Here is a 26,890-nt window from a genome sequence, read left to right on the forward strand (position 1 = left end):
GCCTCATGCGGCCCTGATCACAGGCTGACCGTGCATAGTCACCCCGGCGCTGTCCATCGCGTGCAGAGCCACGTCGGTGGTCGCCGGGGCGACGGCGGCGGTCAAGTCGAGCAGCACGGTGGTGGCGAAACCCTCCCGGGCGGCGTCCAGCGCGGTCGCCCGGACGCAGTGGTCCGTGGCGATGCCCACCACGTCGACCCGGTCCACGTCGTGCCGGCGCAGCCAGTCGGCCAGGCACTCGCCGTCGTCGGCATGCCCCTCGAAACCGGAGTACGCCGCCGCGTGCTCGCCCTTGTGAAAGATCGCCTCAACCCGTGCGGTGTCCAGTTCGGGGTGGAATTCCGAACCGCTGGTGCCGACCACGCAGTGCCGGGGCCAGGACTCCACGAAGTCCGGCGGATCGCCGAAGTGGGCACCCGGGTCGACGTGGTAGTCCTTGGTGGCGACCACGTGCGCCCAGCGGTCCGGCTCGGCGGCGAGTAACCGGGAGATCCCGGCGGCCACCCCCGCCCCGCCGCCGACGGCCAGTGAGCCGCCCTCACAGAAGTCGTTCTGCACGTCCACGATGATCAGCGCGTTGGCCATCGGACGGTTTCCTCTCTCGTACGGTCGGTCTGTGGCGTCGGGGGTGGCTCAGTCAGCGGGTACGACGGTGACCGGCACGGCCGGGTCGCCGGCCGAGAGCTTCAGCCCCTCCCACGGGATGGAGATCAGGCATTCCCGCAGGTGCTCCCGTGACTCGTCGAGGGTGGGTAGCGACACCAGCTCACCGGCCACCACGTACGACTGCTGGAGCAGGCGGTCGTTGGGCTGCCGGTCCGGAACGCCCTGCGGGACGATGACCTCCTCGGTGGCGGTGCCGGTCGGCTTGTGCCGGCGGACCGCGACCTTTCGGCCGCCGATGGTCGCCTTGTGCTCGGAGCGCTTCACCACCGGCCGTCCCTCGACCTCGACCAGCTTGTAGACCAGCCCGGCGGTCGGTGCCCCGGAGCCGGTGACCACGGCCGTGCCGGCGCCGTACATGTCCACCGGTTCGGCGGCCAGCGCCGCGATCGCGTACTCGTCCAGGTCACCGGATACGATGATCTTGGTCTCGGTGGCGCCCAGCGAGTCGAGCAACTCCCGGGACTGCTGAGCGATCACCGCGAGGTCGCCGGAGTCGATCCGTACCGCCCGCAGTTCCGGCCCGGCCACCGCGATCGCGTTGCGGATGCCCTGGCTGATGTCGTACGTGTCGACCAGCAGCGTGGTGTCCTTGCCCAGCGTGGCGACCTGAGAGGCGAACGCCGCCCGCTCGTCGTCGTGCAGCAGGGTGAACGCGTGCGCCGCCGTGCCCGCCGTCGGGATGCCGTAGCGCGCACCGGCGGCGAGGTTGGACGTGAACCGGAACCCGGCCAGGTACGCGGCCCGCGCCGCGGCCACCGCCGCCTCCTCGTGCGCCCGACGCGACCCCATCTCGATCAGTGTCCGGCCCCGCGCCGCGGTCACCATCCGGGCCGCCGCGGCGGCCACCGCGCTGTCGTGGTTGAGCACGGAGAGCGCCAGCGTCTCCAGCACCACGCACTCGGCGAAACCACCGGAAACGGTGAGGATCGGTGAACCGGGGAAGAACAGCTCACCCTCGGCGTACCCGTCGACGTCGCCGGTGAAGCGGTAGTCGGTGAGCCACGCCGCCGCCGCCTCGTCGACCACCCCGTTCCGCAGCAGGAACTCGACCTCGGTGGGGTCGAACCGGAAGTCGCGGATCAGCTCGATCAGCCGGGCCGTCCCGGCGACCACGCCGTACCGGCGGCCGCTCGGCAGCCGGCGGCTGAACACCTCGAAGACACACCGGCGGTCGGCGGTGCCGTCCTTCAGTGCCGCGCTGACCATGGTCAGCTCGTAGTGGTCGGTCAGGAGCGCGGGGCGGTGGTTGCTCACCGCCCCAGCCTAAGGTTCAGCTCGGGTCGCCGCCGTCGTGGCCCGGGATCGAGCGCAACGCCGCCCACAGCTCGGCCCGGCTGGTGACGCCGAGCTTGGTGTAGATCCGCTGTAGGTGGTTCTCCACAGTGCGCGCCGAGAGGTAGAGCCGTTCCGCGATGGCCCGGCTGGCGGCGCCGTGCGCGGCGAGACGGGCCACCTGCCACTCCCGCTCGGTGAGCACCGGCGCGCCGGCCTGGAGCGCCGGCGTCCGGATCAGGTCACAGCGCCCGAGCAACCCGGCGAGGCGCTCCCGGGCGTCGTTGGCCGCGGCCGACTGCTGTCGGCGCAACCGCTGGACGGCCTGGGAGGTGGCCTCGGCGGCGTACACGGTCAACTCCAGGGCGACGTAGTCGTCGGCGACCGCGAGCAGATCAGTGGGGGAGTCGGTCACCGCGGCGCGGGCGTGTCGGGCCAACAGCGGCGGGAGCACCCCGTCGACCCGCTCGGAGAGCTCGGCGAGGCGCTGCGCGACGGTGCGCCGGCCACCGTCGGAACAGGTGGGCCCGACCGCCATGCCCGCCTGGTCCAGTCGGACGAGGTCGTGCAGGACGTGCACCTCGTGCCCGGCGAAGCCGTCCGAGCGCAGCCGATCCACCAGATCGCCGAGGTGTTTGACAGCGCCCGGCAGGTCGCCCGACACGGCGAGCGACGCGCCCCGAGCCTGCTCCAGCCAGGGGTAGAGAACCGCCATACCCGGAGCGTGGGTGCGGTCGGCCTCGGCCATCGCCGCGACCGCCTGCGCGGCGTCACCGCGCAGCGCCGCCGACTGGGCGCGTTCGGCCTGGGCCAGACCGGCGTAGACCCGACTGGTGGCCAGCACCGCGCAGGCGCCCAGGGAGGTCCGCATGGCCGCGTCGCTCTGCCCACGCAGCCGGGCCGCGTACGCCTGGAGAATGGCCAGGTAGCCGGTGCCGAGGCGGAAGTCGCCGGCTCCGGCGAGGTCGGCGAACTCGTCGGCCACGATCGCGTCGATCCCGGCCAGGTCGCCGGTGAGCATGAGTCGGGTGCCCCGGGCCAGCTCCAGGGCCAACTGAAGGTAGGGCATGTCGGTGCGCCAACTGGCCGCGGCCGAGTGCACCTGGGCGATCGCCGTACCGCTGCGGGTCAGCTCGCCCTGCGCGGCCTGGACGTACGCGATGGTGGACCGGGCCAGTTCGCGGGCGGCGACGCCGGCCGCCGGCCGGTCCAGGACGCGCTGGCTGAGCCGCACGGCGGTGGCCGTGTCCAGTCGGTGCAGGCGCATGATCGCCTCGAAGGCGTGCACCCGGGAGCGGTCGGCGGAGTCGCTGAGCTGCTCGACCCGGCTCGCGATCTCCTCCACCGTGGACTGTCGGCTCAGCCCCCAGTAGCTGACCATGCCGCGCACGGTCAGCCAACGGCAGAGCCGCCGCTCGTCGCCGGGCTCCGGGGTCACCGCGTCCAGGACGTCGATCGCCTCGTCGGGCCGGTCGGCGAACATCAGGATGGTGGCCAGCAGCTCCGCGGCGTCGTAGCCGCCGTCGGCGTTGAGCGCGGCCCGCGCGAGGCGGGTCGCCAGCGGCACGTCGTAGCGGGTGAACGCCTGCACCGCGGCGTCCAGCAGCAGGGCCGGGTCCTGTGCGGTGCCCGAGTCGAGTCGCCAGACGGCCACCCGCAGCAGGTCGTCGCGGCGGCGTTTGCCGACCTGCTCAAGGAGTTCGGCGAGATGTGCCTGAAGCCGGCGGGTGCGGCTGACCGGACAGCGACGGCGCATGACCTCGCCGTAGAGCGGGTGCGCCAGCCGGACGTTGGTGCGCCGGTCGTGTTGGACCACGGTGATCAGCCCGCGTTCCTCGGCGGTCTCCACGTCCGACTGCTCGGCGGCCTGTCGCAGCAGGTGCAGGCCCAGTGGTTCGCCGAACGCGACCAGCTCGACGACCGCGCGGACGCCGTCGGTGAGCTTGCCGACCCGGGTGTCGATGAGGTCGGTCAGGTTGGGCGCCAGCTCCAGTCGCCCGGTCCATTTCCAGATCCCGTAGGTGCGCTTCAACTCGGCGCTGCCGTTGGCGGCGTGCACCAGCTCGCGCAGCAGCAACGGGTTGCCGGCCGACAGCCGACCGAGCCGGTCGGCGGAGCCGGCGTCGACCGGGCCGCCCAGGATCGCCGCCAACAGGTCGGTGGTCTCCGCCTGCGGCATCGGGGTCAGCTCGACGTGCTCGACCAGGTCGTCGGTCCAGAGTGCGCGGATCGGCAGCGGGATCTGCTCGCCGTCGCGCAGGGTGCCGACCACTGTGGCGTTCTCGGCGCGGGCGACCAGGTGCACCAGGGCGGCCGAGGGTGGGTCGAGCAGGTGGGCATCGTCGATGGCGAGCACGATCCGTCGGCCGGCCGCCTGCTGTTGCAGCACGTTGAGCGCCCAGCGCAGGACGCCGGCGGGGGAGAGACCCTGGGGCTGCTCGGCGGGGAGGACCTGGACCAGCCCGCCGAACGGCAGCGCCGCGGTGGTGGCGCTGGCGGCGATGGACCAGATCGCGAACCGGTCGGTGGGCAACGCGCCCACGCCCTCGCGCAGGAGCCGACTCTTGCCGATGCCAGCGCTACCGCTGAAGAAGAGCCCCCGGCCGGCCTCACCGGTCACCGCCTCCAGCAGGCGGTTTAGCTCATCCGTGCGGCCGACGAACTCCCATCGACTCATCCGCGCAGCATATCGATCGAAATCCGTCCGCGCCCGCACCGTCACCGTACGAAGTTGAGTAATCGCACAATTACCGGTGAGTATTCGGGGTGTTCCGCCCGGTCGCCGGCCCGCCCGTAGTCTTCCGACATCCGGGTTAACGTACCGGAATTTTCGCGACCGGACCTCCGGTCACCTGCAACGGGAGGCACCTGATGAAGCAGGGCCCTCTCCCCTCGGTCGACTCGCCCGACGACATGACCGGCCCAACCGACCTACCCACCTGTGGCCCGCTCCCCACCCGGGTCGGCGTGGCCGGCGCCGCCCCGGACGAGCCGCTCGGTGTGGTCGCCGTCGGCCCGGCCGGTGCCGAGCGGCGTGCCGTGCTCGCCACCCTGCTCGGGCTCGACCCGTTCATGCTCACCGTGCCGGCCGGCAGCTGGTTGGTGGTGCGCAACGCCAAGGTGCCCACCCGGGCGGCGTTCGTGCCCGGTTACCGGCAGCCGCACTCGTACGGCGCGGACCGGGACGCCGCCGGTCCGGCATTGGCACGCCCGCCCCGGCGGGTCGAGCTGAGCGTGCCCGAGCCACTGCTGCGGCACTTCACCCTGATCGACGTTCCGGACACCGCCACACTCGGCGTGTCCGGCACCCGGGTGCTGCTCGAGGCGGTGGGTCGAGCCGGCGCGCTGCTCTTCGTGATCGCCGCCGACCAGGCGTTCACCGCCGCCGAGTTGAACCTGCTCGCCGAAGTCGCCCCGACCTCGGTGGAGGTCGTCTTCGCGGTCACCCCGGGCGCGGCGGGTTGGGCTCCGCTGGCCGACGACGCGGCGACTACGGAGGGCGCGGGGGCGTCCGTCCCGCCGGTCGGAGGTGCGGAGACCGAGGTGGATGCGGTCGCGGTGACGGTGGAGGCACATCGGGCGGCGCTGCTGGCCGCGGTGCCGGCGCTGGCCGGCGCGCGGTGGTTTCCGGTCGACGACGCCGACTCCGCCGCGGACCTGCGGCGGGCGCTGGTGGGTTGGTCGTCGCGTGAGGGGTTGCAGCGGGCCAGCGTCGACCCACCGGTTTTTCCGGGCCAGCAGGGCCGCGTCGCCGTGGCCGCCGATCCGGGTGACTGGTCCGAACGGCTCGACCGCCACGCCCGCTCGTGCGCTCAGCGGATCCGCCAACACCTCGCCCTGGAGTTGGCGAACATCCACCTGCGGGCCGTTCAGGAGATCGTGTTCGGAGTCGGCTGCGCCGGCCTACCGGATCTCCTCGACCGGGAGATGGCGGCGTTGTCGCTGTTGGCCACCGCGCAGTGCGATCAGGCGGTACGCGGCATCGTGACCGACGTTGCGTCCCGGGTGCTCGGCGCGCCGCCGGCCGAGGGCGTGCGACGCCGGATCGCCAGGGCCGTGCAGTACGGTCTGGCCGATCACCGGCCCGGCCACGAGTTGGACAAGGTGCTTCTGATCACCAGCACGGCCGGGGTGGCCGAGTTGACCGGCCCGGAGGCGATCGACGCCACCGCCAGCTATCCGGCGGCGTCCCGTGACGAGGTGCTGCCGCCGGTGGCGGTGGCGCTCTCCGGCGGGTGCTGGCAGCAGTGGCGTACGCCCGGCAACGACGACCACAGCGCGGCGCGGGCCTGGTCGCAGCGGGCGGTGCGCGAGGTCGAGTTGGGGTTGTCCAGGGAGATCTCCCGACGGTTCGAGGTGATCCGCCTCTCGCTGGGCGCGGTGCTCTCCGATGCAGTCGATCACGGCATTCTGCTCGCCTGACGGCGTGCCCACCGGTTGGTCCGGGTCCGGGCCGGACCCCGCGTCCGAGGGCGTCGGGGCCGGGTCGGGCGTGCCGGGGGTGGGCGATCCGCGCCGTGCCGGCGTTCCGGTTCCTCGGTTCCGGGAAACCGGTGGCACGATGGGGGGCATGGCAGCTCCGCAGGTTGTACCGGTCGAGACGCCGGACACTGACGAGGTGCCGGCGTCCGACCGGCAGTGGGTGACGATCGTGTGGGACGACCCGGTCAATCTGATGACGTACGTGACCTGGGTGTTCCAGAAGCTTTTCGGCTACAGCCGGGAGAGGGCCGAACAGCTAATGCTGGACGTGCACCACAAGGGCCGTGCCGTGGTCTCCACCGGCGCTCGGGAGCGGATGGAGCACGACGCGTCGCAGCTGCACGCGTACGGGCTGTGGGCGACGGTGGACAGATCATGAGCATGTTCCATCGCCAGGCCGGTCGCTACGTCGCCGTCTTCGCCGTCGACGAGGTGCGGGTGCTGCGCAAGGTCGCCACCGAGGTGGTGGGTCTGCTCACCGATGGCTTCGACCACACCGACCCGGTCGTCGGTCGGCTCTTCCCGGCGGTCTACCCGCAGGACGCTCCGGGCACCGCCGAGTTTCGCCGCTACACCGAGGGCGACCTGAAGACCGCGAAGATCGACCAGGCGGGGGCGATCCTGGCCGCGTTGCCGGACGACGCCGGCGGCGAGGTGCGGCTGGACGCCGAGGCCGCCGAGGCGTGGTTGCGGGCGCTGAACGACGCCCGGCTCGCCATGGGCGTCCGCCTGGAGATCAAGGACGGCACGGATCTGGGCGAGGAGTTGGACGACGCGGTCGCCGAGGACCCGGGTTCCAGCCGGGTGTTCCAGCTTTCGGTCTACGCCTATCTCGGGTATCTACAGGAGTCGCTGCTCAACGCCTTGATCGACTAGGGGTGACCGGCACCACTTCGGCCCGTGCCCGGCAGGCGTTAGGCTGGTGCACGTGCTGAGCATCGACCGGTCGATCATCGACGCGATCGTCGCCCACGCGCGCCGGGATCACCCTGACGAGGCGTGCGGCGTGGTCGCCGGTCCCGTCGGCAGCGACACCCCGACCCGGCACATCCCGATGGACAATGCCGCGCGGTCGATGACCTTCTACGAGTTCGACTCGATGGAGCACCTGCGCGTGTGGCGGGAGATGGACGACCGGGACGAGGAGCCCGTCGTCATCTACCACTCGCACACCGCCACCGAGGCGTACCCCTCGCGGACGGATGTCTCCTTCGCCGGTGAGCCGGGCGCGCACTACCTGCTCGTCTCGACCCGTGAGCCCGACTCGGAGGAGATCCGGTCGTTCCGGATCGTCGACGGCGTGGTCACCGAGGAGCCGGTCCGTGTCGTGGAGGCCGGTGTCGACCCGCACGCCGTCCAGTCCTACATGTTCGGGCAGAGCCCGGCGACGGTCGATTACGAGTGTTCCGGCCGCTGACCTGTCAGCGCCGCAACCGTCTCGTCCCGTCACCGTAGGCACACCCGATCGAGGAGTTCGACATCATGGCTATTGAGGTTCGCATCCCCACCATCCTGCGCAGCTACACCGGCGGCGCGAAGGTCGTCGACGGCGCCGGCGACACGCTCGCCGAGCTGCTTACCGACCTGGATTCTCGGCACGGCGGTCTGCGCGGCCGGCTGATCACCGACGCGGGCACGCTGCACCGCTTCGTCAACGTCTACGTCAACGACGAGGACGTCCGCTTCCTCGGCGCGCTGGACGCGAAGCTCTCCGACGGCGACAGCGTCACCATTCTGCCGGCCGTGGCCGGCGGCGCGTTCGGCTTCGCCGCAGCGGCGGCGATCAGCTCGCACAGCGTCAGCTCGCACAGCGCCGCCGCCGCGGTGGCCCGCGACGCCGTCGCGGCTCGCTGAGGTCGGCCGCCGTGGCGCGGTACGACAGCCTGTTGGACGCCTGCGGGGGTACGCCGCTCGTCGGCCTGCCCCGGCTCTCCCCGACGGTGCCTGACGGGGCCCCTCCGGTGCGGCTCTGGGCCAAGCTGGAGGACCGCAACCCCACCGGCAGCATCAAGGACCGCGCGGCGCTGTTCATGGTCCGGGCGGCGGAGGAGGCGGGCCGGCTCCGCGCGGGTGACACCATCCTCGAACCGACGAGTGGCAACACCGGCATCTCGTTGGCGATGGTGGCCAAGCTGCGCGGCTACCGGCTGGTCTGCGTGATGCCCGAGAACGTCTCCACCGAGCGGATCCAACTGCTCCGGATGTACGGGGCGGAGATCATCTTCTCGCCGGCGGCGGGCGGTTCCAACCAGGCGGTGGCCACCGCCAAGCAGATCGCCGCCGAGCACCCCGACTGGGTGATGCTCTACCAGTACGGCAACGAGGCGAACGCGCGGGCGCACTACGAGACGACCGGGCCGGAGCTGCTGCACGACCTGCCCAGCATCACGCACTTCGTGGCCGGGCTGGGCACCACCGGCACCCTGATGGGCACCGGGCGTTACCTGCGGGAAAAGGTCGAGGGCATCCAGGTCGTGGCCGCCGAGCCGCGCTACGGCGAGCTGGTCTACGGCCTGCGCAACATCGACGAGGGGTACGTGCCGGAGCTCTACGACGCGTCGGTGCTCTCCCGGCGGTTCTCGGTCGGCACCCGGGACGCGGTGTTGCGTACCCGCCAGCTGGTGGAGGTGGAGGGCATCTTCGCCGGGTTCTCCACCGGTGCCATCCTGCATGCCGCGCTGGCGGTGGCGCACGAGGCGGTGCGCGACGGCCGGCGGGCCGATGTGGCGTTCGTGGTCTGCGACGGCGGCTGGAAGTACCTGTCCACCGGGGCGTACGGCGGCACGCTCGCCGATGCCGAGGACGCCCTGGAGGGGCAGCTCTGGGCCTGACCGATCTGGTCTGCCGACTACGGGCCGTCGACATTTGTCGACGGCCCGTTCGCTGCCCGGCGTACCGCGAGCGGGTGTCACGTTCGTGACAACTTCCGTTGGATGATTCTTGCCGCCGGGTGCGCCAGCGTAGGCTGCGCAGCGTGGCGTACGCGTCGGTAGAGATCATGGCCGGGACCATCGCCGGCACGGGTGCTACTGATAGTGACAGCGAGACCACTCGATGCGACTGACCGTTCTGGGAAGCGCCGGCAGTTTTCCTGGCCCCGAATCCCCCTGCTCGGCCTATCTCGTCGAGGCCGACGGCTTCCGGCTCCTGGTCGACTTCGGCTCGGGGTCGCTGTCCAGCCTCCAGCGGTACGCGGGGTTGCACGCCCCGGACGCGATCCTGCTGACCCACCTGCACTGCGACCACATGTTCGACGCCGTGCTGTACGTGGTGGTGCGCCGGTACGCCCCGGACGGCCCCTACCCGGCGCTGCCGGTGTACGCGCCCGCCGGCGCGCCGGACCGGCTCAGCGCCGCGTACGGCGACGACGGTTCGGTGGAGGACGTGTACCAGTTCTACGCGCTCCAGCCGGGCACCTTCCCGATCGGCCCGTTCAGCGTCACCGTCGACCGGGTCAACCACCCCGTCGAGACGTACGGCGTGCGGCTGGAGCACGACGGCCGTTCGCTGTGCTACTCGTCGGACACCGCGCCCTGCGACGCGCTGCTGCGGCTGGCCCAGAACGCCGACGTGTTCCTCTGCGAGGCCAGCTACCTCGACGGCATGGACAACCCGCCGGATCTGCACCTGACCGGTCGGGAGGCCGGTGAGGCGGCGACCAAGGCCGCGGTGGGTCGGCTGCTGCTCACCCACCTGGTGCCCGCCTGGGGCAGCGAGGCACACACGCTGGAGTCGGCCGCCTCCGCGTACACCGGGCCGCTCGAGGTGGTCCGGCCCGGCGCCAGCTACGACGTCTGACGCGGCACGTCTGGTTCGCGAGGCCGGGCCGCGGTGTTGTGCCGTACTGTTCGCCGGCCGGTCAGCGGACGGTCGTCTGGCGCACCCATGGCACCCGCACGGTGTGGGCATGCGGATCGCCATCGTGACCGAGTCGTTCCCACCGGATGTGAACGGCGTCGCGCACTCCGTGGTGCGGACGGCGGAGCACCTGCTCGACCGGGGCCATCAGCCAGTGGTCATCGCGCCCGCCCCGCCCGGCGCCGGCCGGCAGGGCATCGACCGGCTGCCGTACCCGGTGGTGCGCATCCCGAGCGTGCCGCTGCCCCGCTACCAGGGCTTCCGGCTGGGCGTGCCGACCACCGCCCGACTGACCGGGGCGTTGCTCTCGGCCGAGCCGGACGTGGTCCACCTGGCCAGCCCGTTCGTCCTGGGCGCCCGGGCGGCCACCCTGGCCAGCCGGCACGGGCTGCCCACGGTGGCCGTCTACCAGACCGATGTGGCGGCGTACGCCCGGGCGTACCGGGTGAGTTGGGGCGAGGCTGCGGCGTGGCGGCGGATCCGCGAGATCCACAATTCGGCGCAGCGCACCCTCGCCCCCTCGACCCGGGCCGCCGCCGACCTGATCGCCAACGGGGTGCAGCGGATCTGGCTGTGGCGGCGCGGGGTGGACGCCGTTCGCTTTGATCCGGCCAAGCGGTGCGCGGCGCTGCGGGGCCGGCTGGCGCCCGGCGGTGAGCTGCTGGTCGGCTACGTCGGTCGGCTCGCCCCGGAGAAGCGGGTGGAGTTGCTGGCGGCGACGTCCCGGCTGCCCGGCGTACGGGTGGTGGTGGCCGGCGACGGCCCGACCCGCCGCCAGTTGGACCGGGAACTGCCCGGGGTGACCTTCCTGGGCGTGCAGCAGGGCGAGGACCTGGCGCGGCTCTACGCCAGCCTGGACCTGTTCGTGCACACCGGACCGCACGAGACCTTCGGTCAGACCATCCAGGAGGCGCTGGCCTCCGGGGTGCCGGTCGTGGCGCCGGCCAGCGGCGGCCCGGTCGACCTCGTCGACCAGGGCGTGACCGGGCTGCTGGTGCCGCCGAACGACGGCGACGCGCTCGCCGCGGCGGTGGCCGAACTGACCGGCGACGCCGACCGGCGGCGGGCCTACGGGCTGGCCGCCCGGGTCGCGGTCAGTCGCCGTAGCTGGGCGGCGGTCGGCGACGAGCTGATCGGGCACTACCACGCGGTACGCGCCGTCGCCGCCACCGTCGGCCTGCCGGCCGCGTCGTGACCGGGGCCGCCGGCGGGCTGCGGATCGTGCGGCTCGCCAACTTCGTGACGGAACGCTCCGGCGGCCTGCGTACCGCGCTGCGGCATCTCGGTGCGGGCTACCGGGCGGCCGGGCACGATCCGGTGCTGGTGATACCCGGTCAGCGGGCCGCCGACGAGACCTACCCGTGGGGGCGGGTGGTCACCCTGCCCGGACCGCGGCTGGCGGGCAGTGGTGGCTACCGGCTGCTGGCCGGCCGACGCCGGTTGGCCCGGCTCCTCACCGACCTGGCACCGGACCGGTTGGAGGTCTCCGACCGGTCGTCGCTGCGCTGGACCGGCCGGTGGGCGCGGGCGCACGGGGTGCCGTCGGTGATGGTGTCGCACGAGTCGCTGACCGGGCTGCTCGGCCAGTGGGGTGTGCCGGACCCGGTGCGCCGGCCGACCGCCGACCGGCTCAACCGGGCGACCAGTCGGGCGTACGACCGGATCGTCTGCACGACCCGGTGGGCTGCCGAGGAGTTCGACCGGATCGGCGCCGACAACGTGGACCTGGTGCCGCTCGGGGTGGACCTGGACACCTTCGCCCCGCACCGGGCCGACCCACGGGTGCGCGAGCGGTACGCCGACCCCACCGAGTTGCTGTTGGTGCACTGCGCCCGGCTCTCCCCGGAGAAGCGGCCGGAGTTGGCCGTGCAGACCCTCACCGAGCTGCGCCGGGCGGGCGTACCGGCGGTGCTGGTGATGGCCGGCGACGGCCCGTTGCGCGGCGCGCTGGCCCGACGGGCGGCGGAGCTGCCGGTCACGTTCACCGGTTTCCTGCCGGACCGCGCCGCGGTGGCCGCGTTGCTGGCCAGCGCGGACGTGGTGCTGGCACCGGGCCCGGTGGAGACCTTCGGTCTCGCCGGCCTGGAGGCGCTGGCCTGCGGCACTCCGGTGGTGGTCAACGCGGCCAGCGCGCTGCCCGAGGTGGTCGGCGGGGCCGGGCTGGCGGCGTACGGCTCGGGGGCGTCGATGGCGGCGGCGGTGAGCCGCCTGGCGGCCCGGCCGGAGGCCCAGCGGCGGCGGGCCGCCCGGGCGCGGGCCGAGGAGTTCGGCTGGCCGACCGCGGTCGCCGGGTTCCTCGGTGTGCACGGCGCGGACGTTCCCCAGGGCACCCCGAGCGAGGTGGATCGCCGCACCGCATAGGGTGCAGGCATGGCGCGACCTGACGGGCGAGGGCCCTCTCAACTCCGACCGGTGACCCTGACCCGTGGCTGGAGCACCCATCCGGAGGGCTCGGTGCTCGTCGAGTTCGGCGGCACCCGGGTGCTCTGCACGGCGAGCGTCACCGAGGGGGTGCCCCGCTGGCGCAAGGGCTCCGGGCTCGGCTGGGTGACCGCCGAGTACGCGATGCTGCCCCGGGCCACCAACACCCGCTCCGACCGGGAGAGCGTCAAGGGTCGGGTCGGTGGTCGTACCCACGAGATCTCCCGGCTGATCGGCCGTAGCCTGCGGGCCAGCATCGACCTCAAGGCGCTCGGCGAGAACTCGATCGTGCTCGACTGCGACGTGCTCCAGGCCGACGGCGGCACCCGCACGGCCGCGATCACCGGCGCGTACGTCGCGTTGCACGACGCGGTGGGCTGGCTTGCCGCCCGGAAGGCGTTGGCCGGCAAGCCGGAGAAGGTGATGCACCGTTCGGTGGCCGCGGTCAGCGTGGGGATCATCGCGGGGGAGGCCCGGCTCGACCTCTGCTACGAGGAGGACGTCGCCGCCGAGGTGGACATGAACGTGGTGTGTACCGGCGCGGGCGACTTCGTCGAGGTGCAGGGCACCGGTGAGGCGGGCGTGTTCGCCCGCGACCAGCTTGACGCCCTGCTCGACCTGGCCGTCGCCGGCTGCGCCGAGTTGGCCGAAGCCCAGCGGAAGGCACTCGCGTGAGCGCGAGGAGTGAGCTTGCGAGCCCCGCAGTCGCGAACAGAGGTGACTCAGTATGAACAAGGTCCTGCTCGCCACCCGTAACCGCAAGAAGCTGGTCGAGCTACAGCGGATCCTGGACGGCGCGCTCGGCGCGCACCGGATCGCCCTGCTCGGCCTGGACGACGTCGAGCAGTACGCGGAGCTGCCGGAGACCGGCCTGACGTTCGGCGAGAACGCGTTGATCAAGGCGCGGGAGGGTTGCCGGCAGAGCGGGCTGCCGACCATCGCCGACGACTCCGGGCTCGCGGTCGACGCGCTCAACGGGATGCCGGGGGTGTTCAGCGCCCGCTGGTCCGGCCAGCACGGCGACGACCGGGCCAATCTTCAGCTGGTGCTGGACCAGATCGCCGACGTCCCGGACGAGCAGCGGGCCGCCTCGTTCGTCTGCACGGTGGCGTTGGTGCTGCCCGGCGGCAAGGAACACCTCGTCGACGGCCGGCAGTCCGGGCGGGTGCTGCGCGCGCCGCGCGGTGACGGTGGGTTCGGCTACGACCCGATCTTCCTGGGCGACGGACAGGACCGGACCAACGCGGAGCTGACCCCGGCGGAGAAGGACGCCATCAGCCACCGGGGCAAGGCGCTGCGCGAGCTGGCCAAACTGATCGCCAAGGTGCTGCCGCCCGCCGCCTGACGGGCGCGAGGTGCTGCCGCCCGCCGCGTGACGGGCGCGAGGTGCTGCCGCCCGCCGCGTGACGGGCGCGAGGTGCTGCCGCCCGCCGCCTGACCCGCGGCGGACGACAGCGACCCGACGGAGGTCAACCCAGCGGGCCGACCTCCCGTTCGATGGCGGCGCGCAACTCCGGCCCGGCGACGACGGCACGGGCCGCCTCCATCACCGGGGCGAGGAACACGTCCGGGCCGGGCTCGCCGGCTGCCGCACCGAGCGCGGCGACGGCCGCCCGGCCGGCCGGGGACGGCTCCAGTGGGGCGCGCAGTTGCAGGCCGCGTACGCCGGCCAGCAGCTCCACCGCGAGCAGGCTGGTCAGGTTGTCCAGCACGGTCCGCAGCTTCTTGGCCGCCGCCCAGCCCATCGAGACGTGGTCCTCCTGCATTCCGCTGGTGGGCAGCGAGTCCACCGAGGCGGGGGCGGCCAGCCGACGGTTCTCGGCGACGATCCCGGCCGCCGTGTACTGGGCGATCATCAGCCCGGAGTTGACCCCGGCGTCGGGGGAGAGGAACGCCGGCAGTTCCCGGGAGCGGGTGACGTCGAGCAGCCGATCGACCCGCCGCTCGGCGATCGCGCCCACCTCGGCGGCGGCGATGGCCAGGAAGTCCGCGGCGAAGCCGAGCGGCGCGCCGTGGAAGTTACCGGTCGACTCGACCCGGCCGTCCGGCAGCACCACCGGGTTGTCCACCACGGACACCAGCTCCCGGCCGGCGACCGTGCGGACGAAGTCCAGGGTGTCGCGGGCCGCGCCGGCCACCTGCGGCGCGCAGCGCATCGAGTACGCGTCCTGCACGGCGTGCGCCAGGTCGTCGCGGTGTGAGTCCATCACCCGGGAGTCCTGCAACAGCCGGTGGATGTTCGCCGCCGACGCCGCCTGACCGGGGTGCGGGCGGATCGCGTGCAGCTCGGGCAGGAACGGCCGCTCCGAGCCGAGCATCGCCTCGATGGCCAGCGCGGCCGTCACGTCGGCCATGGCGAACAGGTGCGCCGAATCGTGGATGGCCAGCAGCAGCATGCCGAGCATCCCGTCGGTGCCGTTGATCAGCGCCAGCCCCTCCTTGGCGGCCAACTCGATCGGCTTGAGCCCGGCGGCGGTCAACGCGTCGGCCGCGTCCTGCCGCTCACCGGCCGGACCGAGCACCCAGCCCTCGCCGAGCAGCACCAGCGCGCAGTGCGCCAGCGGCGCCAGATCGCCGGAGGCGCCCAGCGAGCCGTGCTCCGGCACCCACGGGGTGATGTCGTGGTTGAGCAGGTCGACCAGGGCCTCGGCGACCAGCGGCCGGACCCCGGAGCGGCCCAGGGCGAGGGACCGGACCCGCAGCAGCATCATGGCCCGGACCACCTCGCGCGGCATCGGAGCGCCCACCCCGGCGGCGTGCGAGCGGATCAGCGCGTGTTGCAGCTCGGCCCGCCGCTCCGGGGCGATGAAGGTGTTGGCCAACGCCCCGAACCCGGTGGACACCCCGTAGACGGGACGGCCCGACGACTCGATGCCGTCCACGATGGCCCGGCTGGTCGCCATCGCCTCGATGGTGGCCGGGGCGAGGACGACCGTGGCGGTGCCGCGGGCCACCGCGAGAACGTCGTCGGCGGTGATCCCGGTGGGCTGGATGGTCACGTTCGTCATTGCGGAACTCCGTTGCGTATTACCTGGCGGATCAGGGGGACACCGGGCCGGTAGGCCAGGTGCAGGTGCGACGGCGCGTCGAGGACGACGAGGTCGGCCCGCGCGCCGGGGGTGAGGACACCGATGTCGTCGCGGCGCAGCGCCCGCGCGCCACCGGCGGTGGCGGCCCAGACCGCCTCCGCCGGGGTCATCCGCATCTCGCGGACCGCGAGGGCCACGCAGAACGGCATCGACGAGGTGTACGACGAGCCGGGGTTGCAGTCCGTCGCCAGCGCCACCGTGACACCGGCGTCGAGCAGCCGGCGGGCATCCGGGTAGGGCGAGCGGGTGGAGAACTCCGCGCCGGGCAGCAGGGTCGCCACCGTGCGGGTGCCCGACCCGTCGCTGTGGGCCGTGTCGGCCAGCGCGGCCACGTCGGCGTCGCTGAGGTGGGTGCAGTGGTCGACGCTGGCCGCGTCCAGCTCCACGCCCAGCTGCACCCCGGGGCCGGGGTGCAGCTGGTTGGCGTGCAGTCGTACGCCCAGCCCGGCGGCCTGACCGCAGGCCAGGATGGCGCGGGCGTGGTCCACGTCGAAGGCGCCCCGCTCGCAGAACACGTCGATCCACTTCGCGTACGGAGCGGCGGCGGCCAGCATCGGCCCGCAGACCAGCCCCACGTAGTCGTCGGGGCGGTCGGCGTACTCGGCGGGGACCACGTGCGCGCCGAGGAAGGTGGTCTCGGTGCTGGTCTCGGCGGCGATCCGCAGCGAGCGGGCCTCGTCGGCGACGGTCAGGCCGTACCCACTCTTGATCTCCATGGTCGTGGTGCCCTGGCGCAGCGCCTCTCCGCGCAGCCGGCGCACGGTGACCCGCAGCTCGTCGTCGGTGGCGGCCCGGGTCGCGCCGACCGTGGTCCGGATGCCGCCGCCGGTGTAGGGCTGACCGGCCATCCGGGCGGCGAACTCGGCGGCCCGGTCCCCGGCGAAGACCAGGTGGGCGTGGCTGTCCACGAAGCCGGGCAGCACGGCTGCCCCACCGGCGTCGATGTGATGGTCGGCGGCCGGCGCGTACGCGGACGGCCCGACCCAGACCATCCGGCCCTCCTCGACCAGCACTGCGGCGTTGCGGCGGATGCCGAGCGGCCCCTCGCCGGCACCGTTGGTGACCAGCTCGCCGATGTTGTCGACCAGCAGGCTGCCGCTCATGAGGGGGTCACCGCCTCGATCGCGGACGACAGTTCGGTCGGCACGTCGACGGTCAGGTGTCGGCCCTCGGCCACCACCACCCGACCGTCCACCACGACCTGCTCGACGTCCGCCGCGCCGGCCGCGAAGAACGCGCCGACCGGCGGCACCCCGGCGGTGCGGGCGCTGTCCAGGCGTACCGTCACCAGGTCGGCGCGGGCCCCCACCGCGATCCTCCCGGCGTCGGCCCAGCCCAGCGCGGCGTGCCCGGCGAGGCTGGCCGCGCCCAGCAGGTCGAGCGGCGCGAAGTGGCCGCGCCGGCGGGTACGCAGCCGCTCGTCCAGCTCCACCGCCCGAGCCTCCTCGAACAGGTCGATCACGGCGTGACTGTCGCTGCCGAGGCTCAACCGGATGCCCGCGTCGGCCATCCGCCGGGCCGGGCCGATGCCGTCGGCGAGGTCCCGCTCGGTGGTCGGGCAGAGGCACACCCCGGTCCGGCTGTCGCCGAGCAGCGTCAGGTCCGCGCTGGTGGGGTGGGTGGCGTGCACGGCGGTGGTGTGCGGCCCGAGTACGCCGTGCTCGGCGAGCAGCGCGGTGGGCGTACGCCCGTGCACGGCCCGGCACTCGTCGTTCTCGGCGGGCTGCTCGGAGAGGTGCACGTGCAACGGCGCCTGCCGCTCCCGGGCCCAGTCGGCGACCGTGCGCAGCTGATCGGCCGGGACGGCCCGCACCGAGTGCACGGCCGCGCCGACCCTGGCGTGCGAGTCGGTCGGCTGGAACGTTGCGACTCGCTCGGCCCAGCGGGCCGCGTCACCGTCGCCGAAGCGGCGCTGCGGCCCGGCGAGGGGTCGACCGTCCACGCTGGAGGTCAGGTAGCAGGTGTTTAGCAGGGTGAGCCGGATCCCGGCGTGCGCGGCGGCCTCCACCAGCGCCGCGCCCATCGCGTTCGGGTCGTCGTACGCGCCGCCGTCCGGTCGGTGGTGCAGGTAGTGGAACTCGCCCACGCAGGTGATCCCGGCGAGCGCCATCTCGGCGTACACGGCACGGGCCAGGGCGAGGTAGGTGTCCGGGTCGAGTCGGTCCGCCACCGCGTACATCTGGTCCCGCCAGGTCCAGAAGTCGCCCCGCCCGCCGTGGGTACGCCCGCGCAGCGCCCGGTGGAAGGCGTGCGAGTGCACGTTGGACAGGCCGGGCAGGGTCAGCCCGGGCAGCCGCACGGCGTCGGCGTGCACCTCGACCCCGGCCGGTGGCCGGCTGCCGGGCGTCAGTGGCGTCACCGCCGTGATCCGGCCGTCCTCGACCTCGATCAGTACGTCGGGCGTGGGTTCGGCGTGCTCGGGCAGCCAGGCGTACTCGGCGAGCCAGCGGGACGGTGTCACCGACATGTCAGCTCCTCCAGCACCCGGGCCAGCGCCCGTACCCCGGCCGCGCAGTCCTCGTCGGTCGCGGCCTCGGCGGGGGAGTGCGACACCCCGGTCGGGTTGCGCACGAAGAGCATCGCGGTGGGCAGGTGCCCGGCGAGCACCCCGGCGTCGTGCCCCGCGCCGGTGGGCAGCACCGGCGCGTCGAGCAGCGTGGCCAGGCGTTTGGCCAGCCCGCCGTCGAAGGCGACCACCGGGGTGGCCGACTCCTCGGTGACGGTCACCGTCGTACCGTCGCGGCGGGCCCGCTCGGCGAGCTTGCCGCGCACCGCGTCGACCAGCCCGGTCAGCGTCTCCGGGTCGGCGGCCCGGGCGTCCAGCCAACCGGTCACCTTCGACGGGATCGCGTTGGTGGCGTTGGGCTCGACGGCGACCCGGCCCACGGTGGCGTGCGCGCCGCGCAGCCGGGCCTCCTTGTTGGCCGCCAGCACCGTGAACGCGTAGGTCAGCATCGGGTCGCGGCGGTCGGCCATCCGGGTGGTGCCCGCGTGGTTGCCCTCGCCGACCACGTCGAAGCGCCACCGGCCGTGCGGCCAGATCGCGCTGGCCACCGCGACCGGCGCGTCCGTGTCGACGAGCGCGCGGCCCTGCTCGACGTGCAACTCCACGAAGGCGCCGAACCGGCCCAGCAACTCCGGGCGGGCGCCCGCCGGCCGGTCACCGAGCGCCTCGGCGAAGCTCACCCCGGCCGCGTCGCGCAGGCCGGCCGCGCGCTCGGGCGACAGCGCCCCGGTGAGCAGCCGCGACCCCAGACACGGTACGCCGAAGCGCGCCCCCTCCTCCTCGACGAAGGCACCCAACACCAGCGGCCGGTCCGGCGTGACACCGGCGGCGCGCAGCTCGTCCACGGCGAGGAACGCGCTCACGATGCCGAGCGGCCCGTCGTACGCCCCGCCGTGCGGCACCGAGTCGAAGTGGCTGCCGGTGAGCACCGCGTCCTCGGCTTCCGGGTCACCCCACTGGGCGAAGAGGTTGCCGTTGCCGTCCTCGGTGACCGGCATGGCACGCCGCTCGGCCTGCGCGCGGAACCAGCCGCGCAGCTCCATCTCCGGCTCGGTCAACGCGTACCGCAGGTAGCCGCCGCTGTCGGCGTCCCGCCCGACCGGCGCGATCTCGTCCCACAGCGCCCGGAACCGGGCAGCAAGGTCGTCGCTCATGCGGGTCCCTCGGTCATGGGAACCCGAACTCCGGTGCGCTCGGCGACCTCGCGGGCGCTGTCGTAGCCGGCGTCGACGTGCCGGATGACCCCCATCGCCGGATCGTTGGTGAGCACCCGCTCGATCTTCTGACCGGCCAGGGCGGTGCCGTCGGCCACGCACACCTGCCCGGCGTGGATCGACCGGCCGATGCCCACGCCGCCGCCGTGGTGGATGGACACCCAGGAGGCACCGCTGGCCGTGTTGACCAGGGCGTTGAGCAGCGGCCAGTCGGCGATGGCGTCGGAGCCGTCGGCCATCCCCTCGGTCTCCCGGTACGGGCTCGCGACGCTGCCGGTGTCCAGGTGGTCCCGGCCGATCACCACCGGGGCGGAGAGTTCGCCGGAGGCGACCATGTCGTTGAACCGCACGCCCGCCTTGTCACGTTCGCCCTGGCCGAGCCAGCAGATCCGGGCCGGCAGGCCCTGGAAGGCGACCCGCTCACCGGCCAGCTTGATCCAACGGGCCAGCGACTCGTTCTCCGGGAACAGGTCGAGGATGGCCCGGTCGGTGGCCGCGATGTCGGCCGGGTCGCCGGAGAGCGCCGCCCACCGGAACGGGCCCCTACCCTCACAGAACAACGGCCGGATGTACGCGGGCACGAAGCCCGGGAAGTCGAAGGCGCGCTGGTAGCCGCCGAGCTGCGCCTCACCCCGGATCGAGTTGCCGTAGTCGAACACCTCGGCGCCGGCGTCGAGGAAACCGACCATCGCCTCGACGTGCTGCGCCATCGACGCGCGGGCCCGGTCGGTGAACTCGGCCGGCTTCGCGGCGGCGTAGTCCCGGCCCTCGGCCAGCTCCACGCCCACCGGCAGGTACGCCAGTGGGTCGTGCGCGCTGGTCTGGTCGGTCACGATGTCGATCTCGACGCCGCGGTTCAGCAGCTCCGGGAAGACCTCGGCGGCGTTGCCGACCACGCCGACGCTCAGCGCCCGGCGGTCCCGCTTCGCCGCGCGGACCCGGGCGATCGCGTCGTCCAGGGAGTCGGCGACCTCATCCAGGTAGCGGTCGTGCACCCGACGGTCGAGCCGGCTGCGGTCCACGTCGACGATCAGGCAGACGCCGCCGTTCATGGTGACCGCGAGGGGCTGCGCGCCGCCCATCCCGCCGCAGCCGGCGGTGAGCGTCAGCGTGCCGGCGAGGGTGCTGTCGAACCGCTTGGCGGCCACCGCCGCGAACGTCTCGTAGGTGCCCTGGAGGATGCCCTGGGTGCCGATGTAGATCCACGAACCGGCCGTCATCTGCCCGTACATGGTCAGGCCGAGCTGTTCGAGGCGGCGGAACTCCGGCCAGGTCGCCCAGTCGCCGACCAGGTTCGAGTTGGCCAGCAGCACCCGGGGCGCCCACTCGTGGGTGCGCATCACCCCGACCGGACGGCCCGACTGCACGAGCATCGTCTCGTCCTCGCGCAGGTCGGTCAGCGTGCGGACCAACGCGTGGTACGACGGCCAGTCCCGCGCCGCCTTGCCGGTGCCGCCGTAGACCACCAGGTCGTCGGGGCGTTCGGCCACCTCGGGGTCGAGGTTGTTCATCAACATCCGCAGGGCGGCCTCCTGCTGCCACCCGCGGGTGGTGAGCTGGCTGCCCCGTGCGGCACGAATGGGCTGGGTCATCTCTGGTTCTCCTCCGGTCAACCGAGGAACAACTGTCGGCGGGCCGCGGAGGCTTCGAACGCCTCCAGTCGGCGCTGGGTGTCGGCCGGCGCGGCATCGCAGATCGCCTGCAACAGCACCATGGCCAGGGTCATCGGGGCGGTGTGCAGGTCGAAGACGAGCTGCGCGCCGACCGCGGCGGCGAGCACCACGTCGGCGTGTTCGGTGGCCGGGCTGACCGGCGAGTCGGTGATCGCCACCACGGTCAACCCGGCCTGGCGGGCGTCGCGCAGCGCGTCCAGGGTCTCCCGGGGGTAGCGGGGCAGCACGAAGGCCAGCATGGCGGACGCGCCGGCCTCGGCGGCCTGCTCCAGACGGTCGGTGAGCAGGCTGCCGCCGTCGTCGAGGACCCGCACGTCCGGGTGCACCTTCGCCGCGAAGTAGGCGAAGTACGCGGCCAGTGGCGCGGCGGCGCGCAGACCGAGCACGGGCAGTGGGCGACTCTCGGCGAGCAGCCGCCCGGTCTCGGCTATCCGGTCCCGGTCGGCGAGCTGACCGGCCAGTCGGTCCAGGTTGCCCATCTCGGCGCGTACCGCCTGCTGGAGTTCGTTGCCGGCGTCCGTCGATCCGCCCGGAGTCGCGCCGGTGAGGTCCCGCAGCCGGCGGCGCAGCGCCGGGTAGCCGTCGTGCCCGAGCGCGACGGCGAACCGGGTGACCGACGGCTGGCTCACGCCGGCCAGCTCGGCGACCTCGGCGGCGGACAGGTACGCCACGCCGGGGGCGTGCTGCACCAGGCAGTGCGCGATCCGGCGCTGGGTGGGGGTGAGCCGCACCCCTTGGAACAGGTCGAGCACCCGGTCAGCGGGGGCTGCGACAGCTCCTTCATTCATGAGCTGACTCTATGCATAGAAACTTTCATGGGCAACCACCTCGGATCACCCCTGCCCCCCGTCAAGCCGGCGCGACTCGTACCATGCGGGCGTCCAGTGCGAGCAGGATCTGCGTCACCGAGGAGCGTCGTGGTCGTAGTCGAGGACGCCCCGCCCATTCGCGCCGCCCCGCCAGCGCCCGCCCGGCGCGTCCGGGCGACGGTCGGTGAGGCGGTGCCGATCATCGCTCTGTTCGGGGCCTTCCTCGTCGTCAACGACATCCGGTCGTGGCTGACAGCCCAGTACTGGGGTGACGAGGCGTGGGTCGCGCTCTCGGTCCGCTTCCCCCTCGCCGACCTGCCGGTGACGACCTCATCGAGCCCGATCGGGTGGAGTTTCCTGCTCCGACTGGTCCCGGACATCGACCACCTCCGGGTCGTACCCCTCGGTTTCCAACTGCTGACCGTTGTCGCGGCCTACCTCCTGGGCCGCTCGTTGGCGTCCGAGCGCGCTCGGGGCATCCTCATCGGCGTCGTCACCGGGCTCGCCGTCCTGCTCCTGCCGGTCCAGCAGACCCGCCACGACCTGAAGCAGTACACCGCGGACGCCGCCATGGCGGTCTGCCTGCTCGCCCTGGCCGCCTGGACGGGACGCTCCTGGTCTCGGTGGCGACTCGCGGTGGTGGTGGCCGCGGTGGGCCTGGGCATGCTGCTGAGTCACACCACCGCCATCGTCGCGGTCTGCGTACTCGGCGGCCTGCTGCTCTCCGTCGCCGTGCGCCGGGAGTGGGCGAGGACGGTCGAGGCGACCGTCGCCGGTATGGTCGCCGGCGCGCTCATCGCCGCCGTCTACTTCGGAGTGTCCGCCAAGGGCAACAGCGGTGCCATGCGGGACTACTGGGACGCCTTCCTGCCGAGCATCTCCGAACTGCCCGCACACCTCGTGCGGCAGAGCAAAGCCCTGTCGCCGATGCTCGGCGCACCCGTGCCGATCCTCGCCGTGCTGCTCGTGCTCGGCGTCCTCACGCTGTTCCGACGAGGACACGCCGCCCCGGCAATCACCGTCCTCCTGCTGCCGGTGGCGGCCATCGGGCTGGGCGTCGCGGGGATCTACCCCCTGCTCGACCCGCGCACGTCCCACTTCCTGATCGTGTCGACGGGCCTGGTGGCCGGCATCGGCATCGTCGGTCTGGCCGACCTGACCGTCGCCCTGGCCCGCCGCGGGCTACCCCGGCTACTACCGGGCGTGGTGGCCGCCGTGACCTGCGCCGTCCTGCTCGCCAGCTTCGCCGCCGTCAACCACCGCTGGTACCGCCTGGACGGCGACGAACCCGGGGTCTGGCGGGCACACCAGGCCATCACCGACATCGGGTCGTCGACCCGGTACGTCGCGGCGCACAAGGGGCCACACGACCTCGTCGTGGTCAGCGGGCCCGCCTGGTTCGGGTTCACGCTCTACTCCGACCAGGATCCGCTGAAGCTGGTCGCGCCGGTCGCCGGCACCGTCGGTTGGACCGTCACCATGCCCACCCGCGCCGATGTGATCCTTCCGAAAGCGGCCGATGTGCCGTCCATTCAAGACGCCCTCGACGAGATTCTGGCCCGGGCCGCGAAACAACCGCCCGGCACCCGGGTCTGGCTGGTCCGCGCGTACACCCACCCGAGTGAGCCGGTGTGGCAGGCGGCGCTCGCCGACTATCGCGTGCAACGCGTCACGTCCGGACCGGAGCCAGTGGTCGTGATCAGCAAAAGGTGACGGCGGCGACGAGCTGACGGGTGACCGCCGGGCGACTGACTGTGGCACCGGTCGGTACCATGCGCCTGGCGGTCGAGCGGAGGAGTTGGCATGCAGCCGGAAGGCCCCTACAGGTTCACCCACTTGCTGGGCGGTTCACCGGTGGGCAAGGCCTGGGCCGCCATCGACGAGCAGGGCCGGTTCGTGAGCGTGGCCGTGCTGGACGCGACGGTTGCCGCCGCCCCCGGTTGGCGGGAGGCGTTCGCCGAGGTCGCGAACGCGCTCGCCCAGTCGCCCGACGGACCCCCGATCACGTACGCCGACTTCTCGGCAGCCGCGCCCTGGGTGGCGTACGCCGCCGAGGCCGGACCCGCCCCGGAGAAGCTGTTCCGTGCGCTCGGCGTGGAGTACCAACCGGTGCCCGCCGCCCCCCGACCCGTCTCCGCCCCTCCCCAGCCGGTGTCGGGCGTGCCCCAGCCGGTGTCCGGTGTGCCCCAGCCGGTATCCGGTGTGCCGCAACCCGTGTCGGGCGCGCCGCAGCCGGTCGTCGACATGCCGCACGCCCCGTGGGCGGTGCAGTCGGCCGCGATCCCGAACCAGCCGCCCGCGCCGGCACACCCCGTCTCCGCCGCACCGGCGTCGAGCGCACCCGCCTCGCCCGCCGGGCCGGCCGGCCACGACGTCGCCCCGATGCCGGCCACCGTGTCGGGCCCACCGGCCGAGGTGCCCCCGTTCGACCCCTACGCCGCCCCCGTACGACGGATCAAGCCCTCGGCGCCGCCCAAGCGGCGTACCGGTCTCTGGGCCGGTGTGGCCGCGCTGGCCCTGGTGGCCGTGGTCGGTGGCGGCGCTGGCATCTACGCCCTCAGCTCGGACGAGCCCGGCGAGCCGGATCCCCCGCCGACCGCCACGTCCACCGGCTTTCCGGCCGCGACCCCGCTCGCCCCCGGCCTCAAGCCCTGGGCGCAGGCCGCTCTGCGCAGCCCCGAGGAGCGCGCACTGGCCGTCGCCGGTCCGTCCATGGTCTTCATGGAGGTCATCTTCACCGGGTACGTCCGCAACAAGGCCGATGGCGTCCTGCTGAACAAGGCGCCGGTGACCTTCAGCCGCCGCTGTAGCGGTGTGGTCGTCCACCACGAGGGGCACGTCCTCACCAACAGCCAGTGCGTGCAGCCCACCCCGGACGTCCTGGTCGGTAGCGCCCTGAACGCCGTGGCCAATCGGCTGGTCGCCGAGGGCAGCCTGCAGGGCAAGGACATCAGCACCTACACCCGCAGCCGGGTGAACACCTCGACCCTCACCGGCGCGAATGCCGCCGATCAGCCGGAGTCCCGGCTGTACGGGCAGCTCAACATCGCCAAGGGCGAGGTGACGGACAGCCCGGCGATTCCGGGCGCCGTCGTCCGGGCCCTCCCGATCGAGGCGGGGAACGTCGCCCTGGTCAAGCTGGAGCAGAAGAACCTGCCCACGGCGGAGCTGAACACGTCGGCCAGCGTCAGCCCGGAGACGTCACTGCTCGTCCTGGGCTACGGCACCACCGACACCAGCTTCCGGGCCGCCACCTACACGGTGTTCTCCAAGACGGTGACCGTGACCGGGGTCGACACCTCGACGCCGCTGAACCCGTACCGGATCAACGAGGATCTCGGGCTCTACTCCCGGGGCGGGATCGCCATCGACCCGAGCGGCCAAGTCGTCGGCATGCTCGACAACGACGTGCTGCGGCCCGACAAGGCGAACCGTCTCGTCGTGCCGGTCTCCGCCATGACCGGTCTGCTCCAAGCCGCCGGCGTCACCAACGCGCTCGGCGAGGCGGACAACCAGTACCGCAGCGGCCTCGACGCGTACTTCGCCGGGGACGAGTCGACAGCCATCGCCCGCTTCGACGAAGCCGCGCGGAACTCCCCGACCAACCTGCTGGCCCAGTCGTATCGACAGGCGGCCGTCGACAGCCGGGGGCCCGGCGACGGCTCGGGCGGGTCGAGCTGGGCCGTGCCGGTGATCGCCGCAGCCGGGGGCGCGCTCGCCGTCGCCATCGTGGGGGCGGTGGCGATGCTCCTCGCGCGGCGCCGTAACAGCCGCTTCTAGCGCGTCTGCGCGGCGCCCGGCCGAGGCGCCACGGCGCTGGTGACCCGCGCGGAACCGCCGACCCGCGTGCCGGTCAACCACGGACCCAGCGGCGTGCTGATGACGATCCACGCGAACACCCACGGGACCACGAGAGCGGCGACCAGGTCGACCACCCGGCCGGCCCTCGGCGTTTGGAGGACCCACAGAATGCCCGCGTGACTGAGCACGACGGCGATGCCGCAACCGGCCAGCCGACCGATCACCCGCGACGCCCGTACGCCGATGCGCAGGTCAAGCTCCTCGGCGAGCCGGATGAGGCCGACGCTGATCAGGATCGCGGTCAGCACCCCCAGCACCGGGGAGCCGAAGTCGCCGGCCTTGAGGTCCAGGTCGCGGTTCAGGCCGAGGAGCACGAACCCTGCGCCGATTGAGAGTGACGCCGCACCGGCACGGGCCGGGAGGCGCGGACGCATCCGGCGCAGCAGCCGCCCGGCCAGCACGAAGACCAGGCACGCCGGGACCAGGAAGAGCCCGAGCGGGCCGGCCGTGACGACGCCGGGAGCGAGGTACGCGGTGACCAGGCCGACCACCGCGACCGCCCAGGCGACCGCAGCGGGGAACCGCTCCAGCCACCGGAACGCGACCGCCGCGATGAAGAGCACCGAAACGAACCAGAAGGCGGAGAACGGCCGTACCGCGGCCGTGCCGCCGTAGAGCGCGTCACCGAGAGTCCCCGGCGCGACCTGGCCCGTCGCGGCGTCCGCCGCGAGCAGTGCCGCGACCAGGATGAGGAACCACACCACGTAGGGCACGCCCAGGGTCGTCCACCGCTTGCGCAACTCCCCGCCGAGCGGTCGACCGGGCGACCAGAAGTAGCCGGTCAGGACGAAGAACACGGGAACGTGCCAGGTATAGATGGATGCCCGGGTCAGGGTGTCGCTCCAGACGTGGCCTACGACCACCGCGGCGATTCCGACAATCCGGAGGAGGTCGACACCGGCGGAACGGTTACCCGCCGCCGTTGTCGTGCTCGTTGCCGCCATGGCGGGAATCATTTCAGACAGCGGGACCGACCTACGCCCCGGATCCGCACTGGTTTCGGCCGCAGCGTCGTGCCGGCGTCGTCGGATACGGCGCA

Annotated in this window: 23 protein-coding genes; 13 read left to right on the top strand and 10 right to left on the bottom strand. The window is 73.0% G+C overall.

Going from position 1 to position 26,890, the window contains the following annotated elements; translation table 11 throughout:
* Positions 1 to 3: 3 nt before the first annotated feature.
* The 3 genes from AC5L30_RS17740 to AC5L30_RS17750 are packed head-to-tail and all read right to left on the bottom strand — an operon-like array spanning position 4 to position 4,615.
* A complete protein-coding gene (locus tag AC5L30_RS17740) occupies positions 4 to 585 on the bottom strand; it encodes an isochorismatase family protein (protein WP_494868507.1) in 582 nt (193 codons plus the stop codon).
* 48 nt (positions 586 to 633) lie between these two features.
* On the bottom strand, positions 634 to 1,920 hold the full coding sequence (locus AC5L30_RS17745) for a nicotinate phosphoribosyltransferase (protein ID WP_494868509.1): 1,287 nt from the start codon (positions 1,918 to 1,920) through the stop codon (positions 634 to 636).
* 16 nt (positions 1,921 to 1,936) lie between these two features.
* The gene (locus AC5L30_RS17750; protein WP_494868511.1) at positions 1,937 to 4,615 is read right to left on the bottom strand and encodes a LuxR C-terminal-related transcriptional regulator; all 2,679 of its coding nucleotides are present in this window, start codon (positions 4,613 to 4,615) and stop codon (positions 1,937 to 1,939) included.
* 194 nt (positions 4,616 to 4,809) lie between these two features.
* On the opposite strand from AC5L30_RS17750, the gene AC5L30_RS17755 reads away from it, so the two are divergent.
* From AC5L30_RS17755 to rdgB, 11 genes are all read left to right on the top strand, one after another.
* Positions 4,810 to 6,360, top strand: coding sequence for a P-loop NTPase family protein (locus tag AC5L30_RS17755; RefSeq protein WP_494868512.1), 1,551 nt, complete (start codon positions 4,810 to 4,812; stop codon positions 6,358 to 6,360).
* A gap of 148 nt (positions 6,361 to 6,508) precedes the next feature.
* Positions 6,509 to 6,799: an ATP-dependent Clp protease adapter ClpS gene (clpS, locus tag AC5L30_RS17760; protein WP_030331276.1), complete on the top strand. Its 291-nt coding sequence runs from the start codon at positions 6,509 to 6,511 to the stop codon at positions 6,797 to 6,799.
* Positions 6,796 to 7,296, top strand: coding sequence for a DUF2017 domain-containing protein (locus AC5L30_RS17765; RefSeq protein WP_238661313.1), 501 nt, complete (start codon positions 6,796 to 6,798; stop codon positions 7,294 to 7,296). The genes clpS and AC5L30_RS17765 overlap by 4 nt, the downstream gene beginning before the upstream one ends.
* Before the next feature lie 52 nt (positions 7,297 to 7,348).
* The gene (locus AC5L30_RS17770) at positions 7,349 to 7,837 is read left to right on the top strand and encodes a M67 family metallopeptidase (RefSeq protein ID WP_030487200.1); all 489 of its coding nucleotides are present in this window, start codon (positions 7,349 to 7,351) and stop codon (positions 7,835 to 7,837) included.
* Between the two features lie 65 nt (positions 7,838 to 7,902).
* Positions 7,903 to 8,274, top strand: coding sequence for a MoaD/ThiS family protein (locus AC5L30_RS17775; protein WP_494868514.1), 372 nt, complete (start codon positions 7,903 to 7,905; stop codon positions 8,272 to 8,274).
* 11 nt (positions 8,275 to 8,285) lie between these two features.
* Positions 8,286 to 9,251, top strand: coding sequence for a PLP-dependent cysteine synthase family protein (locus AC5L30_RS17780; RefSeq protein ID WP_196921333.1), 966 nt, complete (start codon positions 8,286 to 8,288; stop codon positions 9,249 to 9,251).
* Between the two features lie 223 nt (positions 9,252 to 9,474).
* Entirely contained in the window at positions 9,475 to 10,218 is a 744-nt protein-coding gene (locus AC5L30_RS17785; protein ID WP_494868517.1) for an MBL fold metallo-hydrolase, read from the top strand.
* Positions 10,219 to 10,327: 109 nt separating this feature from the next.
* Positions 10,328 to 11,473 carry a glycosyltransferase family 4 protein gene (locus AC5L30_RS17790; protein WP_494868518.1) on the top strand — a complete coding sequence of 382 codons (1,146 nt, stop codon included), beginning with the start codon at positions 10,328 to 10,330 and terminating at the stop codon, positions 11,471 to 11,473.
* On the top strand, positions 11,470 to 12,639 hold the full coding sequence (locus AC5L30_RS17795) for a glycosyltransferase (RefSeq protein ID WP_494868520.1): 1,170 nt from the start codon (positions 11,470 to 11,472) through the stop codon (positions 12,637 to 12,639). Before AC5L30_RS17790 ends, AC5L30_RS17795 begins: the two co-directional genes overlap by 4 nt.
* A 9-nt stretch (positions 12,640 to 12,648) precedes the next feature.
* Entirely contained in the window at positions 12,649 to 13,374 is a 726-nt protein-coding gene (rph, locus tag AC5L30_RS17800; RefSeq protein WP_030487206.1) for a ribonuclease PH, read from the top strand.
* Positions 13,375 to 13,426: 52 nt separating this feature from the next.
* Entirely contained in the window at positions 13,427 to 14,044 is a 618-nt protein-coding gene (gene rdgB, locus AC5L30_RS17805; protein ID WP_091393561.1) for an RdgB/HAM1 family non-canonical purine NTP pyrophosphatase, read from the top strand.
* A 124-nt stretch (positions 14,045 to 14,168) separates the two neighbouring features.
* Here rdgB and hutH read toward each other — a convergent pair whose 3' ends face one another.
* The 6 genes from hutH to AC5L30_RS17835 are packed head-to-tail and all read right to left on the bottom strand — an operon-like array spanning position 14,169 to position 21,969.
* The gene (gene hutH / locus AC5L30_RS17810; RefSeq protein ID WP_494868522.1) at positions 14,169 to 15,707 is read right to left on the bottom strand and encodes a histidine ammonia-lyase; all 1,539 of its coding nucleotides are present in this window, start codon (positions 15,705 to 15,707) and stop codon (positions 14,169 to 14,171) included.
* Positions 15,704 to 16,891, bottom strand: a complete 1,188-nt coding sequence (gene hutI, locus AC5L30_RS17815; protein ID WP_494868523.1) for an imidazolonepropionase — start codon at positions 16,889 to 16,891, stop codon at positions 15,704 to 15,706. Before hutI ends, hutH begins: the two co-directional genes overlap by 4 nt.
* The gene (locus tag AC5L30_RS17820; RefSeq protein WP_494868524.1) at positions 16,888 to 18,255 is read right to left on the bottom strand and encodes a formimidoylglutamate deiminase; all 1,368 of its coding nucleotides are present in this window, start codon (positions 18,253 to 18,255) and stop codon (positions 16,888 to 16,890) included. The genes hutI and AC5L30_RS17820 overlap by 4 nt, the downstream gene beginning before the upstream one ends.
* Positions 18,246 to 19,448, bottom strand: a complete 1,203-nt coding sequence (locus tag AC5L30_RS17825; protein ID WP_494868525.1) for an allantoate amidohydrolase — start codon at positions 19,446 to 19,448, stop codon at positions 18,246 to 18,248. The genes AC5L30_RS17820 and AC5L30_RS17825 overlap by 10 nt, the downstream gene beginning before the upstream one ends.
* Positions 19,445 to 21,100: a urocanate hydratase gene (gene hutU / locus AC5L30_RS17830; protein WP_494868527.1), complete on the bottom strand. Its 1,656-nt coding sequence runs from the start codon at positions 21,098 to 21,100 to the stop codon at positions 19,445 to 19,447. Before hutU ends, AC5L30_RS17825 begins: the two co-directional genes overlap by 4 nt.
* A gap of 17 nt (positions 21,101 to 21,117) precedes the next feature.
* Entirely contained in the window at positions 21,118 to 21,969 is an 852-nt protein-coding gene (locus AC5L30_RS17835; RefSeq protein ID WP_494868529.1) for a MurR/RpiR family transcriptional regulator, read from the bottom strand.
* A 129-nt stretch (positions 21,970 to 22,098) separates the two neighbouring features.
* On the opposite strand from AC5L30_RS17835, the gene AC5L30_RS17840 reads away from it, so the two are divergent.
* A complete protein-coding gene (locus AC5L30_RS17840) occupies positions 22,099 to 23,703 on the top strand; it encodes a DUF6541 family protein (RefSeq protein WP_494868531.1) in 1,605 nt (534 codons plus the stop codon).
* A 141-nt stretch (positions 23,704 to 23,844) separates the two neighbouring features.
* Positions 23,845 to 25,770 (top strand): trypsin-like peptidase domain-containing protein, encoded by a 1,926-nt coding sequence (locus AC5L30_RS17845; RefSeq protein ID WP_494868533.1) that lies wholly within the window; start codon positions 23,845 to 23,847, stop codon positions 25,768 to 25,770.
* Here AC5L30_RS17845 and AC5L30_RS17850 read toward each other — a convergent pair.
* Positions 25,767 to 26,795: an acyltransferase family protein gene (locus tag AC5L30_RS17850; RefSeq protein WP_494868535.1), complete on the bottom strand. Its 1,029-nt coding sequence runs from the start codon at positions 26,793 to 26,795 to the stop codon at positions 25,767 to 25,769. The genes AC5L30_RS17845 and AC5L30_RS17850 overlap by 4 nt on opposite strands.
* Positions 26,796 to 26,890 lie beyond the last annotated feature (95 nt).

The sequence above is a fragment of the Micromonospora sp. BQ32 genome (assembly GCF_059358895.1).